The 17424-nt window shown below is 56.2% G+C and carries 17 protein-coding genes and 3 pseudogenes; 6 read left to right on the top strand and 14 right to left on the bottom strand.

Features of this window, described 5'->3' with window-relative positions:
* Positions 1–195 precede the first annotated feature (195 nt).
* Positions 196–399, bottom strand: a pseudogene (locus tag DUT91_RS22635) (transposase); the annotation flags it as partial.
* Positions 400–403: 4 nt separating this feature from the next.
* Between DUT91_RS22635 and DUT91_RS26880 the strand changes: the two are divergent.
* Positions 404–733, top strand: a pseudogene (locus tag DUT91_RS26880) (transposase); the annotation flags it as partial.
* Positions 734–1002: 269 nt separating this feature from the next.
* On the opposite strand, the gene DUT91_RS27550 reads toward DUT91_RS26880, so the two are convergent.
* Both DUT91_RS27550 and DUT91_RS25880 read right to left on the bottom strand, forming a co-directional pair.
* Positions 1003–1254 carry a GNAT family N-acetyltransferase gene (locus DUT91_RS27550; protein WP_425373836.1) on the bottom strand — a complete coding sequence of 84 codons (252 nt, stop codon included), beginning with the start codon at positions 1252–1254 and terminating at the stop codon, positions 1003–1005.
* A gap of 330 nt (positions 1255–1584) precedes the next feature.
* Complete coding sequence (locus DUT91_RS25880; RefSeq protein ID WP_160113690.1) at positions 1585–1722, bottom strand: hypothetical protein; 138 nt, start codon at positions 1720–1722, stop codon at positions 1585–1587.
* 760 nt (positions 1723–2482) lie between these two features.
* Here DUT91_RS25880 and DUT91_RS22615 point away from each other — a divergent pair.
* Positions 2483–3319, top strand: coding sequence for a MipA/OmpV family protein (locus tag DUT91_RS22615; protein ID WP_114442740.1), 837 nt, complete (start codon positions 2483–2485; stop codon positions 3317–3319).
* On the opposite strand, the gene DUT91_RS22610 is transcribed toward DUT91_RS22615, so the two are convergent.
* From DUT91_RS22610 to DUT91_RS22560, 11 genes are all read right to left on the bottom strand, one after another.
* The gene (locus tag DUT91_RS22610) at positions 3299–4576 is read right to left on the bottom strand and encodes an SAM-dependent methyltransferase (RefSeq protein ID WP_114442739.1); all 1278 of its coding nucleotides are present in this window, start codon (positions 4574–4576) and stop codon (positions 3299–3301) included. The genes DUT91_RS22615 and DUT91_RS22610 overlap by 21 nt on opposite strands.
* Positions 4577–4608: 32 nt before the next feature.
* Positions 4609–5043 (bottom strand): EamA family transporter, encoded by a 435-nt coding sequence (locus DUT91_RS22605; RefSeq protein WP_114442726.1) that lies wholly within the window; start codon positions 5041–5043, stop codon positions 4609–4611.
* On the bottom strand, positions 5040–6206 hold the full coding sequence (locus tag DUT91_RS22600; protein ID WP_114442725.1) for a GNAT family N-acetyltransferase: 1167 nt from the start codon (positions 6204–6206) through the stop codon (positions 5040–5042). The genes DUT91_RS22605 and DUT91_RS22600 overlap by 4 nt, the downstream gene beginning before the upstream one ends.
* Positions 6187–7005, bottom strand: a complete 819-nt coding sequence (locus tag DUT91_RS22595; protein WP_114442724.1) for an alpha/beta hydrolase — start codon at positions 7003–7005, stop codon at positions 6187–6189. The genes DUT91_RS22600 and DUT91_RS22595 overlap by 20 nt, the downstream gene beginning before the upstream one ends.
* Positions 7006–7019: 14 nt before the next feature.
* Positions 7020–7376 (bottom strand): DMT family transporter, encoded by a 357-nt coding sequence (locus DUT91_RS22590; protein ID WP_114442723.1) that lies wholly within the window; start codon positions 7374–7376, stop codon positions 7020–7022.
* A gap of 11 nt (positions 7377–7387) precedes the next feature.
* The gene (locus DUT91_RS22585) at positions 7388–8344 is read right to left on the bottom strand and encodes an arginase family protein (RefSeq protein WP_114442722.1); all 957 of its coding nucleotides are present in this window, start codon (positions 8342–8344) and stop codon (positions 7388–7390) included.
* Positions 8345–8350: 6 nt separating this feature from the next.
* Positions 8351–9772: an aspartate aminotransferase family protein gene (locus DUT91_RS22580; RefSeq protein WP_114442738.1), complete on the bottom strand. Its 1422-nt coding sequence runs from the start codon at positions 9770–9772 to the stop codon at positions 8351–8353.
* Positions 9773–9806: 34 nt separating this feature from the next.
* Positions 9807–10490 carry an MtnX-like HAD-IB family phosphatase gene (locus DUT91_RS22575; RefSeq protein WP_114442721.1) on the bottom strand — a complete coding sequence of 228 codons (684 nt, stop codon included), beginning with the start codon at positions 10488–10490 and terminating at the stop codon, positions 9807–9809.
* 227 nt (positions 10491–10717) lie between these two features.
* Positions 10718–11716 (bottom strand): glycosyltransferase family 2 protein, encoded by a 999-nt coding sequence (locus tag DUT91_RS22570; protein ID WP_160113689.1) that lies wholly within the window; start codon positions 11714–11716, stop codon positions 10718–10720.
* 154 nt (positions 11717–11870) lie between these two features.
* On the bottom strand, positions 11871–13298 hold the full coding sequence (locus DUT91_RS22565) for an ATP-binding protein (protein WP_114442719.1): 1428 nt from the start codon (positions 13296–13298) through the stop codon (positions 11871–11873).
* Positions 13295–13951, bottom strand: coding sequence for a response regulator transcription factor (locus tag DUT91_RS22560; RefSeq protein ID WP_114442718.1), 657 nt, complete (start codon positions 13949–13951; stop codon positions 13295–13297). Before DUT91_RS22560 ends, DUT91_RS22565 begins: the two co-directional genes overlap by 4 nt.
* A gap of 384 nt (positions 13952–14335) precedes the next feature.
* Between DUT91_RS22560 and tnpA the strand changes: the two genes are divergently transcribed.
* The 4 genes and pseudogenes from tnpA to DUT91_RS22535 form a co-directional block, all read left to right on the top strand.
* Positions 14336–14794 (top strand): IS66-like element accessory protein TnpA, encoded by a 459-nt coding sequence (gene tnpA, locus DUT91_RS22550; RefSeq protein ID WP_114442716.1) that lies wholly within the window; start codon positions 14336–14338, stop codon positions 14792–14794.
* Positions 14775–15128, top strand: coding sequence for an IS66 family insertion sequence element accessory protein TnpB (gene tnpB, locus DUT91_RS22545; RefSeq protein ID WP_114442715.1), 354 nt, complete (start codon positions 14775–14777; stop codon positions 15126–15128). The genes tnpA and tnpB overlap by 20 nt, the downstream gene beginning before the upstream one ends.
* Before the next feature lie 54 nt (positions 15129–15182).
* Positions 15183–16772: an IS66 family transposase gene (gene tnpC, locus DUT91_RS22540; RefSeq protein WP_114442737.1), complete on the top strand. Its 1590-nt coding sequence runs from the start codon at positions 15183–15185 to the stop codon at positions 16770–16772.
* A gap of 89 nt (positions 16773–16861) precedes the next feature.
* A pseudogene (locus DUT91_RS22535) lies at positions 16862–17191 on the top strand (IS3 family transposase); the annotation flags it as partial.
* Positions 17192–17424: the final 233 nt, after the last annotated feature.

Below are 17424 nucleotides of genomic sequence, written 5' to 3'. Positions count from 1 at the left end.
GTTAACCCCTCCACTAAACATGCTGATTACCAAGTAATACCGGTAGTAAATAGGGGCGCCATCACCCCTATTTAGCCCGTTTGATGCACAGCACTGGGGCTTCAGCAGCGTGACGGGCCCTCTGGTCGGCGTTGTGGTGCTTTTGACGAGCCTCATCGGCGCCGGGGTTGATCGGTCGTAATTGGCTGGAGTGGTTTACGGGTTGCGATCGAGGACGATGTGCAGCATGCGCTGGTCGGGGCAGGATATCGGCAGGTGCAGGCGGATTTGCGTCTTCATCTCGGCCACCCGCGCGGCGATCTTGATGAGGCGCAATCGCAACGTGTCGAAATACGCGACGGCAAAGCTCGAGCGCTTCGGCATCGCGGCACGCAGGCCCCATATCAGCCAGTAGGCACCGGGCCATACCATCGACGACCCGTCTCGCTTTCGAAGTGCAACATCCGTAGGTGCCTAACTGTGTCTAACGCCACGACGTAAGCAATCCGGCGAAACGTCGGTCAAGTCTAGCGATAGGGCCATCGTCTACTGCGAACTTATCTCTTTGAAGCGGCGAGTGTGCTACTACATCGCACGAAGTGCTGGTGCGCTTTGAAAGCATGGGGCCCTTCGGCTGGCCAAACGCAATGGAATGAAGAAGGCTCAGGCCGCGGTCGCTCGCAAACTGGCAGTGATCCTGCACTGTATCTGGATAGACGGCACCTCGTTCCAGTGGGGTAAGGAGCCCGCCTGACGGGTTTACTCGACCCGAAATCGCAGGGCTGCCTTGGACCTGTGATGTCCCGCCGGGACGGTGGTTGCGGTGACCTCGTTGTTTCGGCTGCTGGCAGCTACGGCCGTACAGTGCTCCACACGTTGAGGCACCCGACCAGAACATCATCATGAGGCCATGATCTCGAAAGGAGCATGACCCCGGCACGGACAAATCAGGCTTGACTCAGTCCCGCAATTAAAAAGCCGAAACACCAAAAGTTGGCGGCGATAGATAGTCGGCTCTGCCTATTAGAAGCTCTGATGTGCAATCCAGACCCAGTACTGTCGCACGCCTCTTGCGCTATGACGGTTGAAATCTCGGGAAGGATCACGTTCCAAGCCCAAACGCATTATGACCGCCTGGGACCGCAGATTATAGCGGTCGGTACAAGCCAGAACCTTGCGCAGACCGACGCGCGTAAAAACATCGTACAGTGCCGCCTTGGCTGCCTCAGTCGCATAGCCTTTGCCCCAAGCCACTCGCGCGAGGCGCCAGCCGATTTCGATATGCTCCCCTAGAGGCTCACCGTTCGCCGGCTAGGCCATGACACCGACGCTGCCAATAAACTCTCCCTCTCGCGTTTCGACGGCCCAGCGGCAAAAACCGTGCGTCCGAAAGCAGACCATATACATGTCAATCTTTGCATCGCTTTCTTCTTGGCTAAGCGGCCCACTCAAGTAGCGCGTAACCGCATGTCGGCGTTCATGGCTGCGAATGCCTTCCGATCAGCGGCGCGCCAGCAGCGGAGCTGCAATCGAGGAGTATGGATCACCATATGAATCCCAAATGTTTTCTTGCCCTCGCCGGGTGAACTAGTGCATGCTTGGCGTTCAGGAGTTTGCCTGCTTGCTCTTCAGAAGATCGGCATATGCCACGTCGATCAGGTTCTCTTGTCGAATGCCAAGCTTGTCCATTAGACGATGAGCTTCTGCGATGCCCTCTTCGGGAGCTTTACCATCTTCGAGCACGACCTCCAGTTAGACAACTGTCCCAGATGCCGGACATTATCGAGGTGAAGACATGTCCTGCCGATAAAGACGGTGTTCAGACCGCGCAGGAATAAAAACTCAAACATTGGACAGGGTACAAACATGAAAGCACTGAACGTTTTTTTGATCGTCGTCGCCGGCCTGCTCGCTTTAGCCATCGTCACTTTTCTATCGATGTTTTTAATCTGGCAGTAACTACGTATGCGCCGTCTCTGTCCCATTGATTTGGGGTGTTTTGAGTGAGTGACGTTTCTGCCAGAAGGTCTTCGGTAACAGCTGGAGATTTTAGATGGTAGACCAAAATCAAGTTCGTAAAAGCTACGAACGCTAAGGTACAGCTTCATGGTATCGTGTTATGCGCGCGCCAAGGTGGCCGACTTTTGCGCCGCCGCGTGGCCGGTTTTTACTCCGCCGTTGACAGCAAGACTATCCCGAATTCACGTTGGCGCCGGGCAACCCCACCTCCGGCCCCACTCTACGCGCTCGTCCCCCCAGGCGCCTCCGGGGAGGCGAATGTGGGCGGTTTTCTGCCCTTACAAACGATCGCTCAGGCGAAAGGGACTGCCCTTCGCCCTCGATCCAGCCATCATCGGGAATCCACAGGACCTTTGATTGAACACTGCATTCATGTTGCCGTGCTCAAAATTTCCGGTAATATTGAAATTATTGGGATAACATAATGTTAACATATAATATGACTTACGAATTCAAAGCATATATAAGCATAGGCAGTACTTCCATGAATTTTACTTGCCACGCAAAGCCTTTCGCGGCCTACGCCTGCCTGGCTCTGTCGTTTGGTTTCATATCCCCGACCTATGCGCAAAGTGGATCATCGGATTCCAACCAGGCCGATCCGGGCTGGATCGTGACACTTGGCGGCGGCACGGAATACGGCCCCTCCTTTGAAGGTGCACGCAATCGTTCCTTCAGCTTCGTCCCATCCCTCGATTTTCGCCGTGCGGATGAAGCAGCGAGCCTCGGCGCACCTGACGACAATATTGACTATACACTGTTCCAGTTGGGCGGCCTCGAACTCGGGCCGGTTGTCGGCATCCGGGGCAACCGCAAGACTTCGCAAGATTCCCGCCTTGAGGGTCTGCATGAAATCCGCTGGAGCGTGGATGCGGGTGCATTCGCGCAATACTGGCCCATTGACGATCGATTGCGCCTGCGCATCGAAGCCCGGCAGGACTTGCGCGCGGAAGATGGTTTTGTCGCCGATCTCGGCGCTGACTGGTTCCAGCGTGTCGGCGACAAGATATTGCTTTCCGCAGGCGCCCGGCTCTCGCTGGCCAATACGGCCTATATGCAGAACAGCTTCGGTGTTTCCGAAGCCGAATCCCTCCGAGGTGCGTATTTTCCGGCTTTCGATGCGCATGGCGGTTTTAAATCGACGGGTTTCGTGATCAGCGCTACCTATCAGATGATGCCTGACATGAATATTCAGCTCTATAACAAATTCGAACAGTTGATCGGCGACGCCGCCGACAGCCCGCTCGTCAGGCTCGGCGGATCCGCCAATCAAAACACAGTCGGAGTTGTCTTCACCCGCTCATTCCCGACCAATTTTTAGCGCGGTTCCTACTTTGATTGAAAACTGCCCCGTAGCTCGCTTGCGCTCACCAATATAGTTCCGGGTAATCGGTAGGACATTGTTGCGCCGGGTTATTTGTATCTGGAATACGGCCAGATCTTCATAGCGAAACGCCGCCTCGGCAGCCGCCAGATAGAATTCCCACATGCGGCAGAATCGCTCGTCACAAAGCTTCATCGCCTCGCTGCGACGAGCCATAAAACGGTCACGCCAGATTTTCAGCGTGAAGGCATAATGCAACCGCAGCACCTCCACATCAGCAACCCTGAGGCCGGCACTCTCGATATGCGGCAGGATTTCGGAAAGCCCTGGCACGTAACCGCCAGGGAAAATATACTTGTCCAGCCATGGCGTGGTGAAACCCGGTCCCGCCGCACAGCCGATCGTGTGCAGCAGCATTACGCCGTCGTCTTCAAGAAGCCTGCTGCATGTCTTGAAGAAGGTGTCGTAAGATGCTGGACCAACATGCTCAAACATGCCAACCGATACAATACGGTCGAAACGACCGCTTAAATGCCGGTAATCCTGCAGCTTGAACGAGGGCCCGCAACTGCCGGACGCCGCACGGGCATAGGCCAATTGCTCCTGGGAAAGCGTGATGCCAAGAACCTCCCCCTGTGGAACATGGCGCTGGAGATGACGGGCAAGTCCACCCCAGCCGCAACCAATGTCCAGCACCCGATGATGGGGCTGCAGCGTCAGCTTGGCGGCGAGATGCCGTTTTTTCGCTGCTTGGGCCTCTTCCAGATCATCCTGCTGATCCTCGAAATAGGCGCATGAATATTGACGGTCCTCGTCCAGGAACAACGCGAACAACCGCCCGTCGATATCGTAGTGATGCGCGACATTGTGCCGGGAACGTCCCGGCAGGTTGGGAATGCGTATCTTCCGGCATTTGGCCCTGATGCCGTCGATCAGACGGGCAATAAGGGGATGGGTTTCATTTTGGGCTTCACGCAGTATGAGGGCGATGAAATCATAGATATTGCCCTCTTCGACGATGAAGCGCCCATCCATATAAAGCTCGCCCAAGCGCATGTCGGCATCTATGAGAAACGCCCACTGAGCACGCCTGTCCATGAAACGCACGCTCACCCGCGCGCCAGTTCCATCGCCGAACCGCATCTGAACGCCCCGCGCGGTGCATACAAGGAGATTGCCAATATGCACGATCTCCGACAGCGCCTTGCGCAGGATTCTGTCGCCCAATGCGAGACGGCCGATATGGGATGGCATGGGAGGAAAAATTTGCACGGGGGGGAGCGCGTTCATCGGAGCTTCACCTGCTTCTTGCCTGAGTCTATTCCGCCCGAGTCGATCTGGCGATCTTCCCGCGGCATTGCGTCGGCAGTGCCGATCATCCACACACCGCCAAGTATCAGCCCGCTTCCTACAAGTTGCAGCACGCTTGCCGGTTCACGGAACCAGAGCCAGCTGACGCCTACGATCAGCACATAGCTGATTGCCGACAAGGGAAAGGCGCGGCTGAGATCGAAATCCGCGAGCACCTTGATCCAGATGAAGAAGCAGGCGATCTCCACCGCAAAGGCCGCCAGCATCCATGGCGAAGTGGCCGCCTGCACCACCCAGGTCCAGCCGGTAGCGGCCAATCCGTTTGCATCTTCCGCCGCGAACTTGACGAAGATCTGCGCCAATGTGTTGAAGACTGGTATGCCGATCCAGAGGAGATGCCAGCTTTTCACGGCGTTTCCTCCATCGCGAACAAGGGTGAGACGAGCCGCAAAAGGTCTTGGAGGATGCGGTTGCGGTGTCTGAAGAACATGGTGTTGGCGGTGAGCCTGCTGCCCAATTTCACCTTGTTCTCATAATAGGCCTGCCCGCTTTGATAGCGCGCAACGCCATGCTCCAGGCAATAGTTCAAATTGTTGAACCAGCTCAGATAATAGAGATTGTGCTTGCGCCCCTCCTCTGCGTCCATGCAGAAAAATTTGTCGATCAGCGTGTTTCCATCGCAAACGAGGATATTGGCGGCCAGCACCTTGTCATCAACCATATAGAGCATGCAGAAAGACTGCCCCGGCATATGCCGCAGGACGCCGGTGAAATATTCCGCCGTCAGCGCCTCGAACTGCCACTCGCTGCGCTCGCGTGTATCGCGATAAAGCGCCATCACGCGCGGCAGCACATCGGTTATATCGGTACGGTTCTCCGTGCGCACGCTCTGCAAGGACTTCAGCTTGCGGCGCATGTCCTTGCGCGTGCCTGCAGACAGACGCCCCAGATATTCGTCAATCGATGCAAAATCGATATCTAGGGCGGCGGTGGCAAGACCCGGTATAGCCGCAAAACCGCCGGCTTCGAAGGTGGCGCGGAAAACCGGCATCCATGTTTCCGGAATATCCTTGATGCCGCGCAAGGGGCAGGCTTCCGCATCGGCCAGACGCTCGAAACCATGGATCAGTTGCGCCAGCAGTGCGGGCCTGCGGCCACGCGGTACGGAAGGATGAAACCCCGGCGCGCCGGTTTCAGTGCAGGGCGAGCCAAGACAAGCCAGTCGCAGGATGAGAAAACGAGGCAGATATTTGCGAACACGCCGGATCAGCCAGCGCGCCCCTCCCTCCTCCACGGTCGTTTCAAGCCGGTAATTGGTCACGAACGCCGGCATGGCCGCAATCACCCGGCCATTTTCGACGATCGCCACATAGCGCCAGCGAAAATCCTCAATCCCCGCCTCCTCGACCGCCAGCAGGTAATCATAACGCTCCACCTCACCCGCAAAGCATGCGTCCCATGCCTCACGGCCAATATCGCGTATCGAAGCGGCAATTCGCGTTTCGGCGAGGCCGGTCCTGCTGACGAGAACCGGAACGCCGCGGGGCTGTCCGTCATGAAGGCTCGCGAGCATGGGCTTCCTCAAAAAAATCCGCTGTGATATCTGCAACTTGTAGGCGTTGGCGATCGACATGGATCATATGATAGCTGTCATCGATCCAATGGAGTTGACGCCGCCCTCCTATATGGCTGCGGATATATTCTGCATGCCGCGGGTCGCTCAGATCATCCTCCCTGGAATGCAGGATGAGTGTCGGCGTGCTGATCTCGGGCAACCGTTTCTTGAGCGCAATGCCCAACCGATACATTTCGACCAGTCCTTTGCCGGGAAACCGTTCCAACACCCCTTCCGAAGACATCGCCGCCATCATGCGCCGCATACGCTCGTCCTTGATGCCCATCGTGGAGGTTTCGGCAAAGCTCAAACGGTCCAGAAACGGGACCCGCGACAGCCATCCGATCTGACGGGACAATAGCGGATAATAGAACGGTACGTTCCAGCCATCATACTGAAAGCAAGGCGAATAGAGCGCTGCCGCCTTGATGGTGCCGGGGTTCTGGTGCGCCGACAGGAGCCCCAGAGCGCCACCGACACAGATGCCGGCCGCGAACACAACGCTCGCATGACTGGCGAGATCCGAGGCCGCCCGGTCGACACTTTCAAGCCAGTGCCGCCACGAGGTTGTCCTCAATGCCGCAACATCCTTGCCATGGCCTGCGAGAAGCGGGGCATAAATCGTGTAGCCGCGCCGGTTGAGCTGGCGCGCGACAAGGCGCATCTCGGCCGGTGCGCCAGTGAGACCATGGACCAGAAGAATAGCCTGGCCATTGGTGCCGGGCATGAAAAACGACAAAGGATCAGTGATGTTCATCAGACCCCTCTTCCTCACAAACCTGTTATACCGACGCAAATGACGCCGGCGGTGATCAGAAACACGCCTACGCCGTGGCGGAAATTAACGGACTCGCCGAAGAACCATGCACCCGCGAACACCATGGCGACATAGCTCAACGCCATCAGCGGAAAGGCGATCGACAGCGGCACGCTTTCCAACACCACCATCCATCCGAACAGTTCCGTCGCCCAAAACACCGTGCCCAGCCAGGTGACGGGCATGAACAGCAGCCGCATGACATCCGGCGCGCGGTCGGCCGCATATTTTAAGCACACTTCACGGCCTATCTCCGTGATGACGCAGAAGACAATCACCACCAGCATCGACAAGGTAAGCGGCCCGGCCATATGTGTTCCGGTCATGCCATCACCTGCGTCAACACTTCGAGCAACTGATGATTGACCGCGCTGTTGGTCCGTGCGGCTTCACCCGCATCGGGAGGCCTGCGGGGTTGATCGATCATGATTTCCGTATGTTTCGCCACCACGCGTGCGATACCGCCCGCATAGGCAGGCCGCGAAAAATCACCTGTCACATCCGCGCCGACGATGCGATACCGAGCGCCAATTTCGCGAATGAGCAACGAGAGATAGGGCAATTGCATCTGGCCCTGGTCCCAATTTGTGATCGCATAGGCGCTGGCCAGGACATCCTTATCGATGGTGATGTAAACCGTATCGGTCTGGATGCGGGACAAAAGATGGGCAACGAAATTGCCCTCACCCATAGCGGTGATGGTCTTCCACTGAATATATCCGTTTTCACTGTGGTGGCTTGCACCCGGCTCATAGTGTCTCTTCACCCGGCTTGGCGGGTGATCATATGGGTAGAGCTCAAGCTTGCCGGCGTCGAGCAGCGACAGGTTGGCGCCCTTCCACTCTGGCGTACGCAGGTCGCTGCTGCACACCCCGACGGTAATCGCCTTCTCGACGAGCGGATTTTCAAGCGCGCGGTTGATCCACGAGCCGCAATGCACGCCGTTCTTGAAACGGACCCAATCGGGATGATTGTCGAAATGGATCAGCGTTGCCGGCCGGGCCTCGTTTTGCAGCGCCAGTTCCAGCAGTAACGGCGTCACATGGTGAAAATCGCCCGAGCCCATGAAACACAGCGGCGCTGCATCGCGTCCGCCGCCTTGCGGCGGCCCCGAAATTTTGGCGGCCAGGTCATGGAGCTCCGCTGGCCGGCCCCAAAGCCGGACTGTCCGACCCTCCGATTTGGCGAGGACGTCACGCGCGCCGGCCTCCTTGCATGTGTGCATGAAATCCGGCTGCTGCTCCAGCGCATCGTCCAGATGAAGAAGGTGAAGCCGCATGGGATATCATCGCTTCGCCGCACGCAAGAACAGCTGATCCAGAAGTGTCAGGGCCAGGTCGATTTCTTCGCGCGTGATCAACAGATTGGGGGCGAGCGTGATGACGTTCTTGTGGTAACCGCCGACATCGAGCACCAGCCCGTACATTTTGTCGCCGGCCTGCAAATCGCCCTTCATGCCTTCGTCGCACATCCAGTCGAGCGTAGGCTTGTCCGGCGTGTAGCCGTCTTCCTGACAAACTTCCAGACGCAATGCGAGGCCAAGTCCGTCCACTTCGCCGATGGTGCGGTGACGGGCCTGCAGCTGCTTGAGACCATCAAGGAAATAGGCGCCCTTCTCCATGATCGTTGCGCCGAAGTCGTTTTCCTCCAGCATCTTGACGGTTTCGAGCGCAATGGCTGTTCCCATCGGATTGCTGGCGAATGTCGAATGCGTAGAGCCGGGAGGGAAAATGCCTGGATGGATCATCTCTTCGCGTGCCCAGATACCGGACAGCGGATTGAGACCGTTGGTGATCGCCTTGCCGAACACCAGCACGTCAGGGTTGACGCCGAAATGTTCGATCGCCCACATTTTTCCGGTGCGGTAGACACCCATCTGGATTTCATCGACAACCAGCAAAATGCCGTGCTCGTCCAGCACCTTCTTCAACTCAATGAAGAAATTCATCGGCGGAATGACATAACCGCCCGTGCCCTGAATGGGCTCAACATAGAATGCGGCGAACTCCGAACTGCCTGCCTTCGGATCCCATGCGCCATTATATTCGCTCTCGAACAGTCGGGCGAATTTTTGCACGCACTGATGGCCGTATTCCTCCTTGCTCATGCCCTTGGGACCCCGAAAGTGATAGGGAAACTCAATGAATTGCGCTCGGTCGGAGAAATGCCCGTAACGACGGCGATAGCGGTAGCTCGACGTGATCGCCGATGCGCCCAGGGTGCGGCCGTGATAGCCGCCTTCGAAGGCGAACATCAGGCTTTTGCCACCGCTATAGTTACGCACCAGCTTCAGTGAATCCTCGACCGCCTGCGATCCGCCAACATTAAAATGCACCCGGCCTTTCATGCCGAACTTGCGTTCGGCATCCTGGGCGATGCGAGCGGCCAATTCGACCTTCTCGCGGTGCAGATATTGCGACGCCACCTGTGGCAGCGTGTCAAGCTGACGATGCGCGACTGCGTTGAGACGCGGATTGCGGTAGCCGAAATTCACTGCTGAATACCACATCTGAAGGTCAAGAAACGCTGTCCCCTGCGTATTGTAGAGAAAAGAGCCTTCACATGTCTCAAAGAAGGCAGGTTTGGCGGAATAATGAACCGTGTCGCCGTGCGAGCAATAAAGCTCTTCCAGCACACGCAGATCGCTCTCGGATTGAGACGACAGCGAAATCGGTTCGGCCACAAGTAAGTTGATCGTCTTGTTCATGAGTTCATTCCTTTCTGCACGATGCAGGAAATTGCTATGCAGCCGCATGCTGCCTGGGCAAAACTTCCCTATTCAGAAGCCGCGGCAGCGCGGCTCTCAGGCTGAGCGTCAAGTCTTCAAACCCTTGATAGGCCACGAAGGGGATGTTGCGGTCATCACAGAAATCGGCAAGCTTGCCCTTGGCAAAGACCAGTTCCGGTTTGTCGGAAACGCAGAAATCGGAGCACCCATCGCCCACATAGACGCGTGGTCCCAAAGCGCCGAGTGAACGGCATTTGCAGACGCCCGAAGTCGCCTTGCAGCCTTCATCACTATGGGGAGACAGCAATTTATATGAGGCGGCACGGGCCGCCGCGTCGGTGATCAACAGGTTGGCCACAACCGGAAGATGGCCGAGGCTATGGCGTTGCAATATGCGCTTGATGAAATAATCAACGCCGTCACTGACAATCGTGATGGGAAAATTCCTGGCTGCACAAAACTGCACAAACGACGCGAAGCCCGGATCGATACTGATCTCGTCAAGCACTGCGTCCAGCGTGCTCCGCTCTCCGCGGATCATAGCGACTTGCCGTCTCATGCATTCGCCGGAATCGATTGCCCCCTCTTGCCAGAGCGCCTCGACCGTTTCCCATTGCGGATCGGCAAGACGTGACAAGACATGATCCGTTGCGTCGTCCAGGGAAATCGTCCCGTCAAAATCGCAATATACCTGCACTTTTCGAATCCTCCTGCAAATTTGCAGAGGCTTCTAGCAGTCATCACTGAAGTCAAAATTATGCGAAGATGAAGTGAAAATGAATTGGCATGCTTTTTTTGCAGGGCATGCTACCCGGCCAGGTGACGGCGTCCCGCGACCAGCACTGGCGCGCCCTCTGGCAAAGGTCATACGACACGCAGCGCTTCGTTCCCGTGAGGACGTTCATCCTGCTCTTTTGCCCGGCCCTAATTTCCGTCTACGTTTTCGTAGTGCGACGATGCCATACCTGCTGCTCCCTGCAGATATCCAATCAAGCTTCCGAGGTTTGCGATGACCATCAGCAGCGCCCGCTGCCTTCGGATTGGCAGCGATATGAATGAGAACAGGATTTTGTATATGCGTGATAGCAAAAATCCGGCGATAGCCGCTGTATCCCGTCGCCGACTGATAAAGCTGCTACGCGCATAATCACGATTTCTGCGATAATAGTAATTGAAAGACAATCTGCCGAGCGGTATCGTTTCATAGACCACCGCGAATGGTGTCCATCCCGTTTTTGCTCCGAGCCTGCGCGCTTCGTTCCATAACTGCCAGTCTTCGCCGCCGGCAAGACCCAAGTTCGCGTCGAACCTCAATCCCGTCCGCCGAAAAAAATCCAGGTTACCCAACCAGCTTCCGGTAGCGATCTTGATTGTATTTGACGCTCCTGAATTCCGCTTCCTGACGCAACGTCTCTCCGCGTTACAGTTAATTTGCTGTAGCCCGTGGAAAACAGTTTTCTGCAACATCGTCAGAGGCTCGGAAGGAGGAGCTAAACGAACCGGGGATCCAATGATATCGAGGTTGCCGGCATCATGCTCATGCAGAAGCGCATTGAGCCAATCTTTTGTAACAAACTCATCATCGTCAGCGAAAAACAGAAAGTCGAATCCGTTTTCAACGGCGTAATTAAGGACCGAGTTGCGAGCAGAAGCTATACCTATGTGAGGCTCAAGCAAGTATACAACTTGGTTTTTTATGGCTTTTCTGAATTCATCAATCTGGCAATGAAGCGATTTTTCGGAATCGTTTTCTACAACTACGAATGTCACATCCAGATTGGAAGATAACTGCAGACCGACATAAGAGCTTAGCAGACAGCGCAGCATATTTGGGCGCCTCCGCGTGACTGTGCCGATACAGATTTTTCGGCTCCCGGCAACTTTCCATTGCGGGTCGGCAAGACGCGACACGACCTGATCCATTGCACCGCCTGGGGAAATCATCCCATCGTCATTGCAATATATCCGCATTCCATCAGTCCTCTGCAAACTTGCAGGGGCCTCTAGCAGTCATCACTGAAGTCAAAATTATGCGTAGATGAAGTGAAAATGAATTAACATGCCCGATCACGGAAGATCAAAGAGCCGCCGACCTGGCTCGGCTGGGTACACTCGACGCTACTATTGGCTTACTCTTGGCAAATGCCACATCGACACGCAGGCCTTTGTCCGCAAGCGGCGCACCCAGCGAAACCACGGCTGACAGCCGTTCCGCGATATCGGCGACAATGGAAAGCCCCAGTCCTGCACCTTCAGTCTCTGGTGTGCCGACACGATAAAAACGCTGGAAAACCGCCTCGCGATGCTCAGGTGCAATTCCCGGCCCGTTGTCGCAGATGGACAGTATCCACTTGTCCCCCGCTTCATGAATTGTGATCGCGATGCTGCCCTTGTCGGGTGTATATTTGATCGCGTTCTCCATGAGATTGCCGATCAGAAGCCGCAACAATGGCTCATCGGCATTGACCCGTGCGCCTACGACGCCTTCGAGTGCAACATCCTGCTGCTTCGATGTGATGCTGTGCCCCATCTCCGCAACGACCGAAGCGGTTGTCCGATAAAGCGCGACGCTCTTCAATTCCATTGGCTGATGCCCGACACGTCCCGCACGCAACAGCTGTTCAATCAAGCGCATCGCGTTCTCATTGCCCTGCACGAGATTGGCGATAATCATCCGCCGTTCCTCATCAGTGTCGGCCTTCTCAAGCATTTGAAGCAGGAGTTTTATTCCCGCATGCGGCGTGCGCAGCTGATGCGCCGCGTTGTCAGCAAAACACCTTTCCGCCATCAACGATCGATCGAGTTTGGCCAGAAGCTGGTTGATCGAGCGTCCCAGGGGCACAAGATCCTGTGGCAGGGTAACGACAGGAATAACAGACAGATCGTCCGGCGAACGGCTGCGTATCTGATTGATCAGGTCGCGTATGGTGCGCAGACCATTGTAAATGCTGAACCAGATCAATAGGCCTATAATCGGCACCATGACAAGCAATGGAAAAAATAGATTAAGCAGAATATTGGCAACAAGCGTCTCACGCAGCTGAAGCTCTTCGCCCACCTCAATAACGATGTTTTTATCCGAGATCGGCAACGAATAGACGCGCCACCGCTTATGGTGGTAGGTGACGTCGGATAGCCTCGTCTGAGCAATCGGTACCGATGCAGGTAAGGCGTGGCTGGAGAAAACACGTATCTTGCCGTCTTTCCAAACCCGAAACATATGCGCGTCGGCATAGTCGTCCACGTCCTCGTTCAGAGACAATTGATTGCCCATGGCGAAATCAAGGCGCTTGATATGTTTCGGCGTGTCGGGCCCAGGCGCCTCCAACGGTTTTTCCAGCAATGCCCAGAGAACATTGGCATCATTGATCAATTGGGCATCGTAAATATTGTTGATTTCGCGGGTAGCGCTCCGAAAGGCCAAGGCCCCGATCACAACCAGCGTGACGAGAATGGTTGGGGTGATCCGGATGAAGAGTTTCCAGGTAAGCGTCGGCGACTTCATCGTTCGACCATATAGCCGATGCCGCGCATGGATTTGATGAAATCCCCCCCTAGTTTCCTGCGCAGGTTATAGATGATCACCTCGGTCGTATTGCTTTCAACTGCATTGTCATCGCTGTAAAGTGCATATTCTATATCGCTTTTGGTGACATATTTTCCCGCTCGCTCCATCAGAAGCTTGAGCATTTGAAATTCCTTCGCCGTAACAGTGATCTGCCCCTCGATCCCTCGCACCACCATGGCGGCAGGATCGATCTCGATGGAGCCACACTTCAAAATACTGTCGGTGCGCCCCTCCCGCCTGCGCACCAAGGCTCGCAAGCGCGCCAGCAACTCATCGAGATCGAAGGGCTTGATCAGATAGTCGTCTGCACCGCTGTCCAATCCTTCCACCTTCTGCAACGGCTTGTCGCGCGCCGTCAAAAGCAGGATAGGAACGCTGTTTCCCCTATGTCGCGTATGGCGCAGAACATCGATGCCATTGACCCTCGGTAAATTTACATCGAGGATAACAATGCCGAAACTCAGCGTTTCCAAAGCGGCCAGGGCCGCTTCGCCATCCTGCACCCAGTCCACGCCATAAGCATGCTTCTCCAGCGCTTTCGAAAGCGAAAGCCCCAGAATATGGTCGTCCTCAACCAGCAATAAACGCATTCGCTTTTCCAACTGCACGGCCGGGCAGCAGCCAATCGGCTCACAATTCCTGAAAATACGCCAGAAATAAGATGCCCGGACGGAGGATCATAGCGTCATGCATTGCGCGTCCCCACAGAACAGGCCCTCCTTCTTTAGGCCGAATGTGATGCCCACACCCCGTCGGCCCACCATCTGCCTAAGATCGTGGCAGCATAACGGCGTTACCACCGCACTGGTCACAAAATCACCGCGCCCTGAAAATGGCGGCACTTTGAAATCGCTCATCAAAAATCTCGCTAAAAATCTTTGGGGCTTTTTCAGTAAGCGCTCATTTCCATGCGCCTTTTCTCGTTGATGCCTCTGCCGCATGAAGTGTCCACTTAAAATAGGTGGACACCAAATATGAGTGACGAAGAGCAGAAACTGCGTGTGCGGCATGTGGGGCGCGATGGTCGACGCCGCTACGATCCAGGATCGAAGGCGCGGCTTGTTGCGGCCTGCCTTGAACCTGGTGTGTCGATATCCGGCCTTGCGCTTAGGCATGGGATCAATGCCAACCTACTGCGCAAGTGGGTCAAGGAGGCCAGGGCGTCTGGCCCCCCGGCGGTATCTCCACGATCGGCGTTTATCCCGGTCGTGGCAGCAGACGGCAGCCTGCCTGTCGGGACCTGCTCGCTGGATATGTCGGTCACGTGTGATGAAGAACAACGAGCATCACTGGAGAAAACGGGCCATCCGTCAGGTTTATCCAAAATCAGCGCGTTGCTGCCAAACGGCGTGAAGCTTTCGCTGGAATGCAGGGATGCGAATGCGTTGGCGGCGATAATCGGAGCGTTGGGTCATGTTCAAGCTGGGCGCTGACCTTCAGGTCTACCTGCATCGCGAGCCGATCGACTTTCGGGCCGGCATCAACAGTCTTGCGGTCTTGGTTCAGGAGACGATGGCACTCGATCCATTTGCGCCTGCGGTTTTTGCGTTCTGCAATCGCCGTCGCGACCGGATGAAACTGTTGTTCTTCGATCGGTCGGGTTTTGTGCTGGTTCTGAAGCGATTGACCGAAGATCGGTTCAGATGGCCACGCCGGGAGACGGCGGTGGTGACGCTTTCGACTGAGCAGCTTCACTGGATTCTCGACGGCATCGATATCGATGCGATGGTGCGCCATCCGGTGCGGCAATACCAGGTCGCTGGCTGAGGGCTCTTGAATTGCGCGGTTGACGCGGCGGTACGGTTCAGATTCAAGAATCCGATGAATCGAACCGGCGAACCGAGCGTTGCAGAGTTGATGGCGCAGTTGGCGGCAAATGCTGCCGAAATCGCCGCGCTGAAAGCCGAGAAAGAAGCGCTCAGCGCCCGCGTCGTCAAACTCGAGGAAGAGCTGGCGCTGGCGCGGCTGCATCGGTTTACGCCGCGGAGCGAAAAACACGTTGATCGCATCTTCGATGAAGCCGAACAGGTTGCCGATGAAGACGACGCCAGCGGAGAAGATGGCGAGGTCGTCGACCTGCCGGAAACCGGTTTTGCGACGATCGAGAAACCGGAGGGCAAGAAGCGTGGCCGCAAGCCCCTGCCGGAACACCTGCCGCGCGAGCGTGTCGAGCATGACCCTCCCGACGATCAGAAGGCTTGTCCCTGCTGTCATGGTCAGATGCATCGCATGGGAGAGAGCGTTACCGAGCAGCTTCATATCGAGGTGAAGGCGAAGGTCCTGCAGAATGTGCGGTTCAAATATGCTTGCCGCCATTGCGACCGCACCGGGATCAACACGCCAATCGTTATCGCGCCGATGCCCGCACAACCCTTGCCGGGCAGCATCGCCACGGCATCGACGCTGGCCTTCGCGCTCGTTCACAAATATGTCGACGGCACACCGCTCTACCGTCTGGCGCAGGCATTCGAGCGCGCCGGGGTTCCCGTCAGCCGTGGCGCTCTGGGTCACTGGGTGATCGGCTCGAGCGAGAGGCATCTGTCCCGCATCTATGACGCCTTGAAACTGCGGCTCAGATCGCAACCTCTCATCCATGGCGACGAGACGACGGTTCAGGTCCTGAAGGAAAAGGACAGGGAGGCCACCGGCACATCCTTCATGTGGGCATACAGGAGCGGTGAAGACAGCGCTGAGCCGATCGTGCTCGATTATCAACCCGGCCGCGGCCAGATTTATCCGCAGGCCTTCCTCGGCGACTACCGCGGCATATTGATGAGCGATGGTTACACCGCCTGGCGCACTCTGGCAGGAGCGACCCATATTGGGTGTATGGCCCATTCGAGGCGTCGCTTCATCGATGCTCTGAAGACAAGGAAGAAAGGCGGCGGACCGCCGGAGCAGGCGCTGAAGTTCTTCGAGCAGCTCTACCGGATTGAAAGCCAAGCCAAGAACGAAAAGCCGGAAGTTGGCGAAACGCAAGCCGACTGCATCCGCCGTTTCCGCCAGCAACACAGCGTCCCCATCCTGATCGCTCTCAAGGCATGGCTCGATGACATCGCGCCGAAGGTCTTGCCCGATAGCAAGATCGGCGACGCCGTATCCTACACCCTGAACCAGTGGGAATACCTGACGCGCTACACCGAAGACGGCAGGATGTCGATCGACAACAACCTTCTCGAACGCGATATCAGGATTTTTGCCACTGGAAGAAAATCCTGGCTGTTCAGCGATACCGTCGAGGGAGCCAGGGCCAGTGCTGTCGTCTACAGCATCATGCTGACCTGTCGCGCCTGCGGCGTCGAGCCCTTGGCCTACTTGCGCCACGTGCTTAGTGAATTGCCACAGCGCGCAACAGATACTGACATCACCGATCTCTTGCCCTTCAACTTCACCAAAGCAGCCGCTGCCTGATCCAATGCAGCCGTCGCACAGCGACCCCGGTCAAACGGGCCGCGTCAACGCGCATGGAAATGAGCGCTTACCTTTTTCAAACATCGAGGGATTTTGTGCAACAGATCCGGCGTGCCTGTGGGGCGCTGAACTTCGATCGTTCGACCTACCACTACACCTCTCGCCGTGCCGATCAGGCCGGTCTGGAGCGTCGTATTCGCGAGATCTGTGAAACCCGGGTGCGCTACGGCTATCGTCGTGTGCATGTGCTCCTGGAACGTGAGGGTTGGGGTACCAATATCAAGCGAACCTATCGGATTTACAGGGATCTAGGCCTTCAACTACGGAATAAAACGCCGAAGCGCCGGGTCAAGGCCAAGCTGCGGGAGGATCGTCAGACAGCTGTCGGCCCCAACGATGTGTGGGCGATGGACTTCGTCCTTTGCAACCAAATCCTGCGTCATTCAATGGCTTGAACCACATCCGACAATACACCATGAATTTTCCGGGCTGATATTTATCAGCCCGCTAGGGTTGATGCCTGTCTTTGACCTGCCTCGGGTAATTTCCTCCAGTTTGGATTAGAGTCCGGCCCATTAAAGGACGGACACATGAAGAAGCAGAGATTTACGGAAGAGCAGATTATTGCGGTAGTGAAGGAGCAGGAGGCTGG

This window comes from Paramesorhizobium salinisoli (assembly GCF_003335045.1).
In the GTDB taxonomy this organism is placed as follows: domain Bacteria; phylum Pseudomonadota; class Alphaproteobacteria; order Rhizobiales; family Rhizobiaceae; genus Paramesorhizobium; species Paramesorhizobium salinisoli.
Note: the sequence above shows the minus strand (reverse complement) of the source record. Positions and strands in the feature narration are given on the sequence as shown.

Coding starts and splice junctions, on each gene's coding strand:
- DUT91_RS22615 (WP_114442740.1), top strand. CDS start 2,483: ATGAATTTTACTTGCCACGCAAAGCCTTTCGCGGCCTACGCCTGCCTG.
- DUT91_RS22610 (WP_114442739.1), bottom strand. CDS start 4,576: ATGCCATCCCATATCGGCCGTCTCGCATTGGGCGACAGAATCCTGCGC.
- DUT91_RS22600 (WP_114442725.1), bottom strand. CDS start 6,206: ATGCTCGCGAGCCTTCATGACGGACAGCCCCGCGGCGTTCCGGTTCTC.
- DUT91_RS22595 (WP_114442724.1), bottom strand. CDS start 7,005: ATGAACATCACTGATCCTTTGTCGTTTTTCATGCCCGGCACCAATGGC.
- DUT91_RS22590 (WP_114442723.1), bottom strand. CDS start 7,376: ATGGCCGGGCCGCTTACCTTGTCGATGCTGGTGGTGATTGTCTTCTGC.
- DUT91_RS22585 (WP_114442722.1), bottom strand. CDS start 8,344: ATGCGGCTTCACCTTCTTCATCTGGACGATGCGCTGGAGCAGCAGCCG.
- DUT91_RS22580 (WP_114442738.1), bottom strand. CDS start 9,772: ATGAACAAGACGATCAACTTACTTGTGGCCGAACCGATTTCGCTGTCG.
- DUT91_RS22570 (WP_160113689.1), bottom strand. CDS start 11,716: ATGGATCAGGTCGTGTCGCGTCTTGCCGACCCGCAATGGAAAGTTGCC.
- DUT91_RS22565 (WP_114442719.1), bottom strand. CDS start 13,298: ATGAAGTCGCCGACGCTTACCTGGAAACTCTTCATCCGGATCACCCCA.
- DUT91_RS22560 (WP_114442718.1), bottom strand. CDS start 13,951: ATGCGTTTATTGCTGGTTGAGGACGACCATATTCTGGGGCTTTCGCTT.
- tnpA (WP_114442716.1), top strand. CDS start 14,336: ATGAGTGACGAAGAGCAGAAACTGCGTGTGCGGCATGTGGGGCGCGAT.
- tnpB (WP_114442715.1), top strand. CDS start 14,775: ATGTTCAAGCTGGGCGCTGACCTTCAGGTCTACCTGCATCGCGAGCCG.
- tnpC (WP_114442737.1), top strand. CDS start 15,183: ATGAATCGAACCGGCGAACCGAGCGTTGCAGAGTTGATGGCGCAGTTG.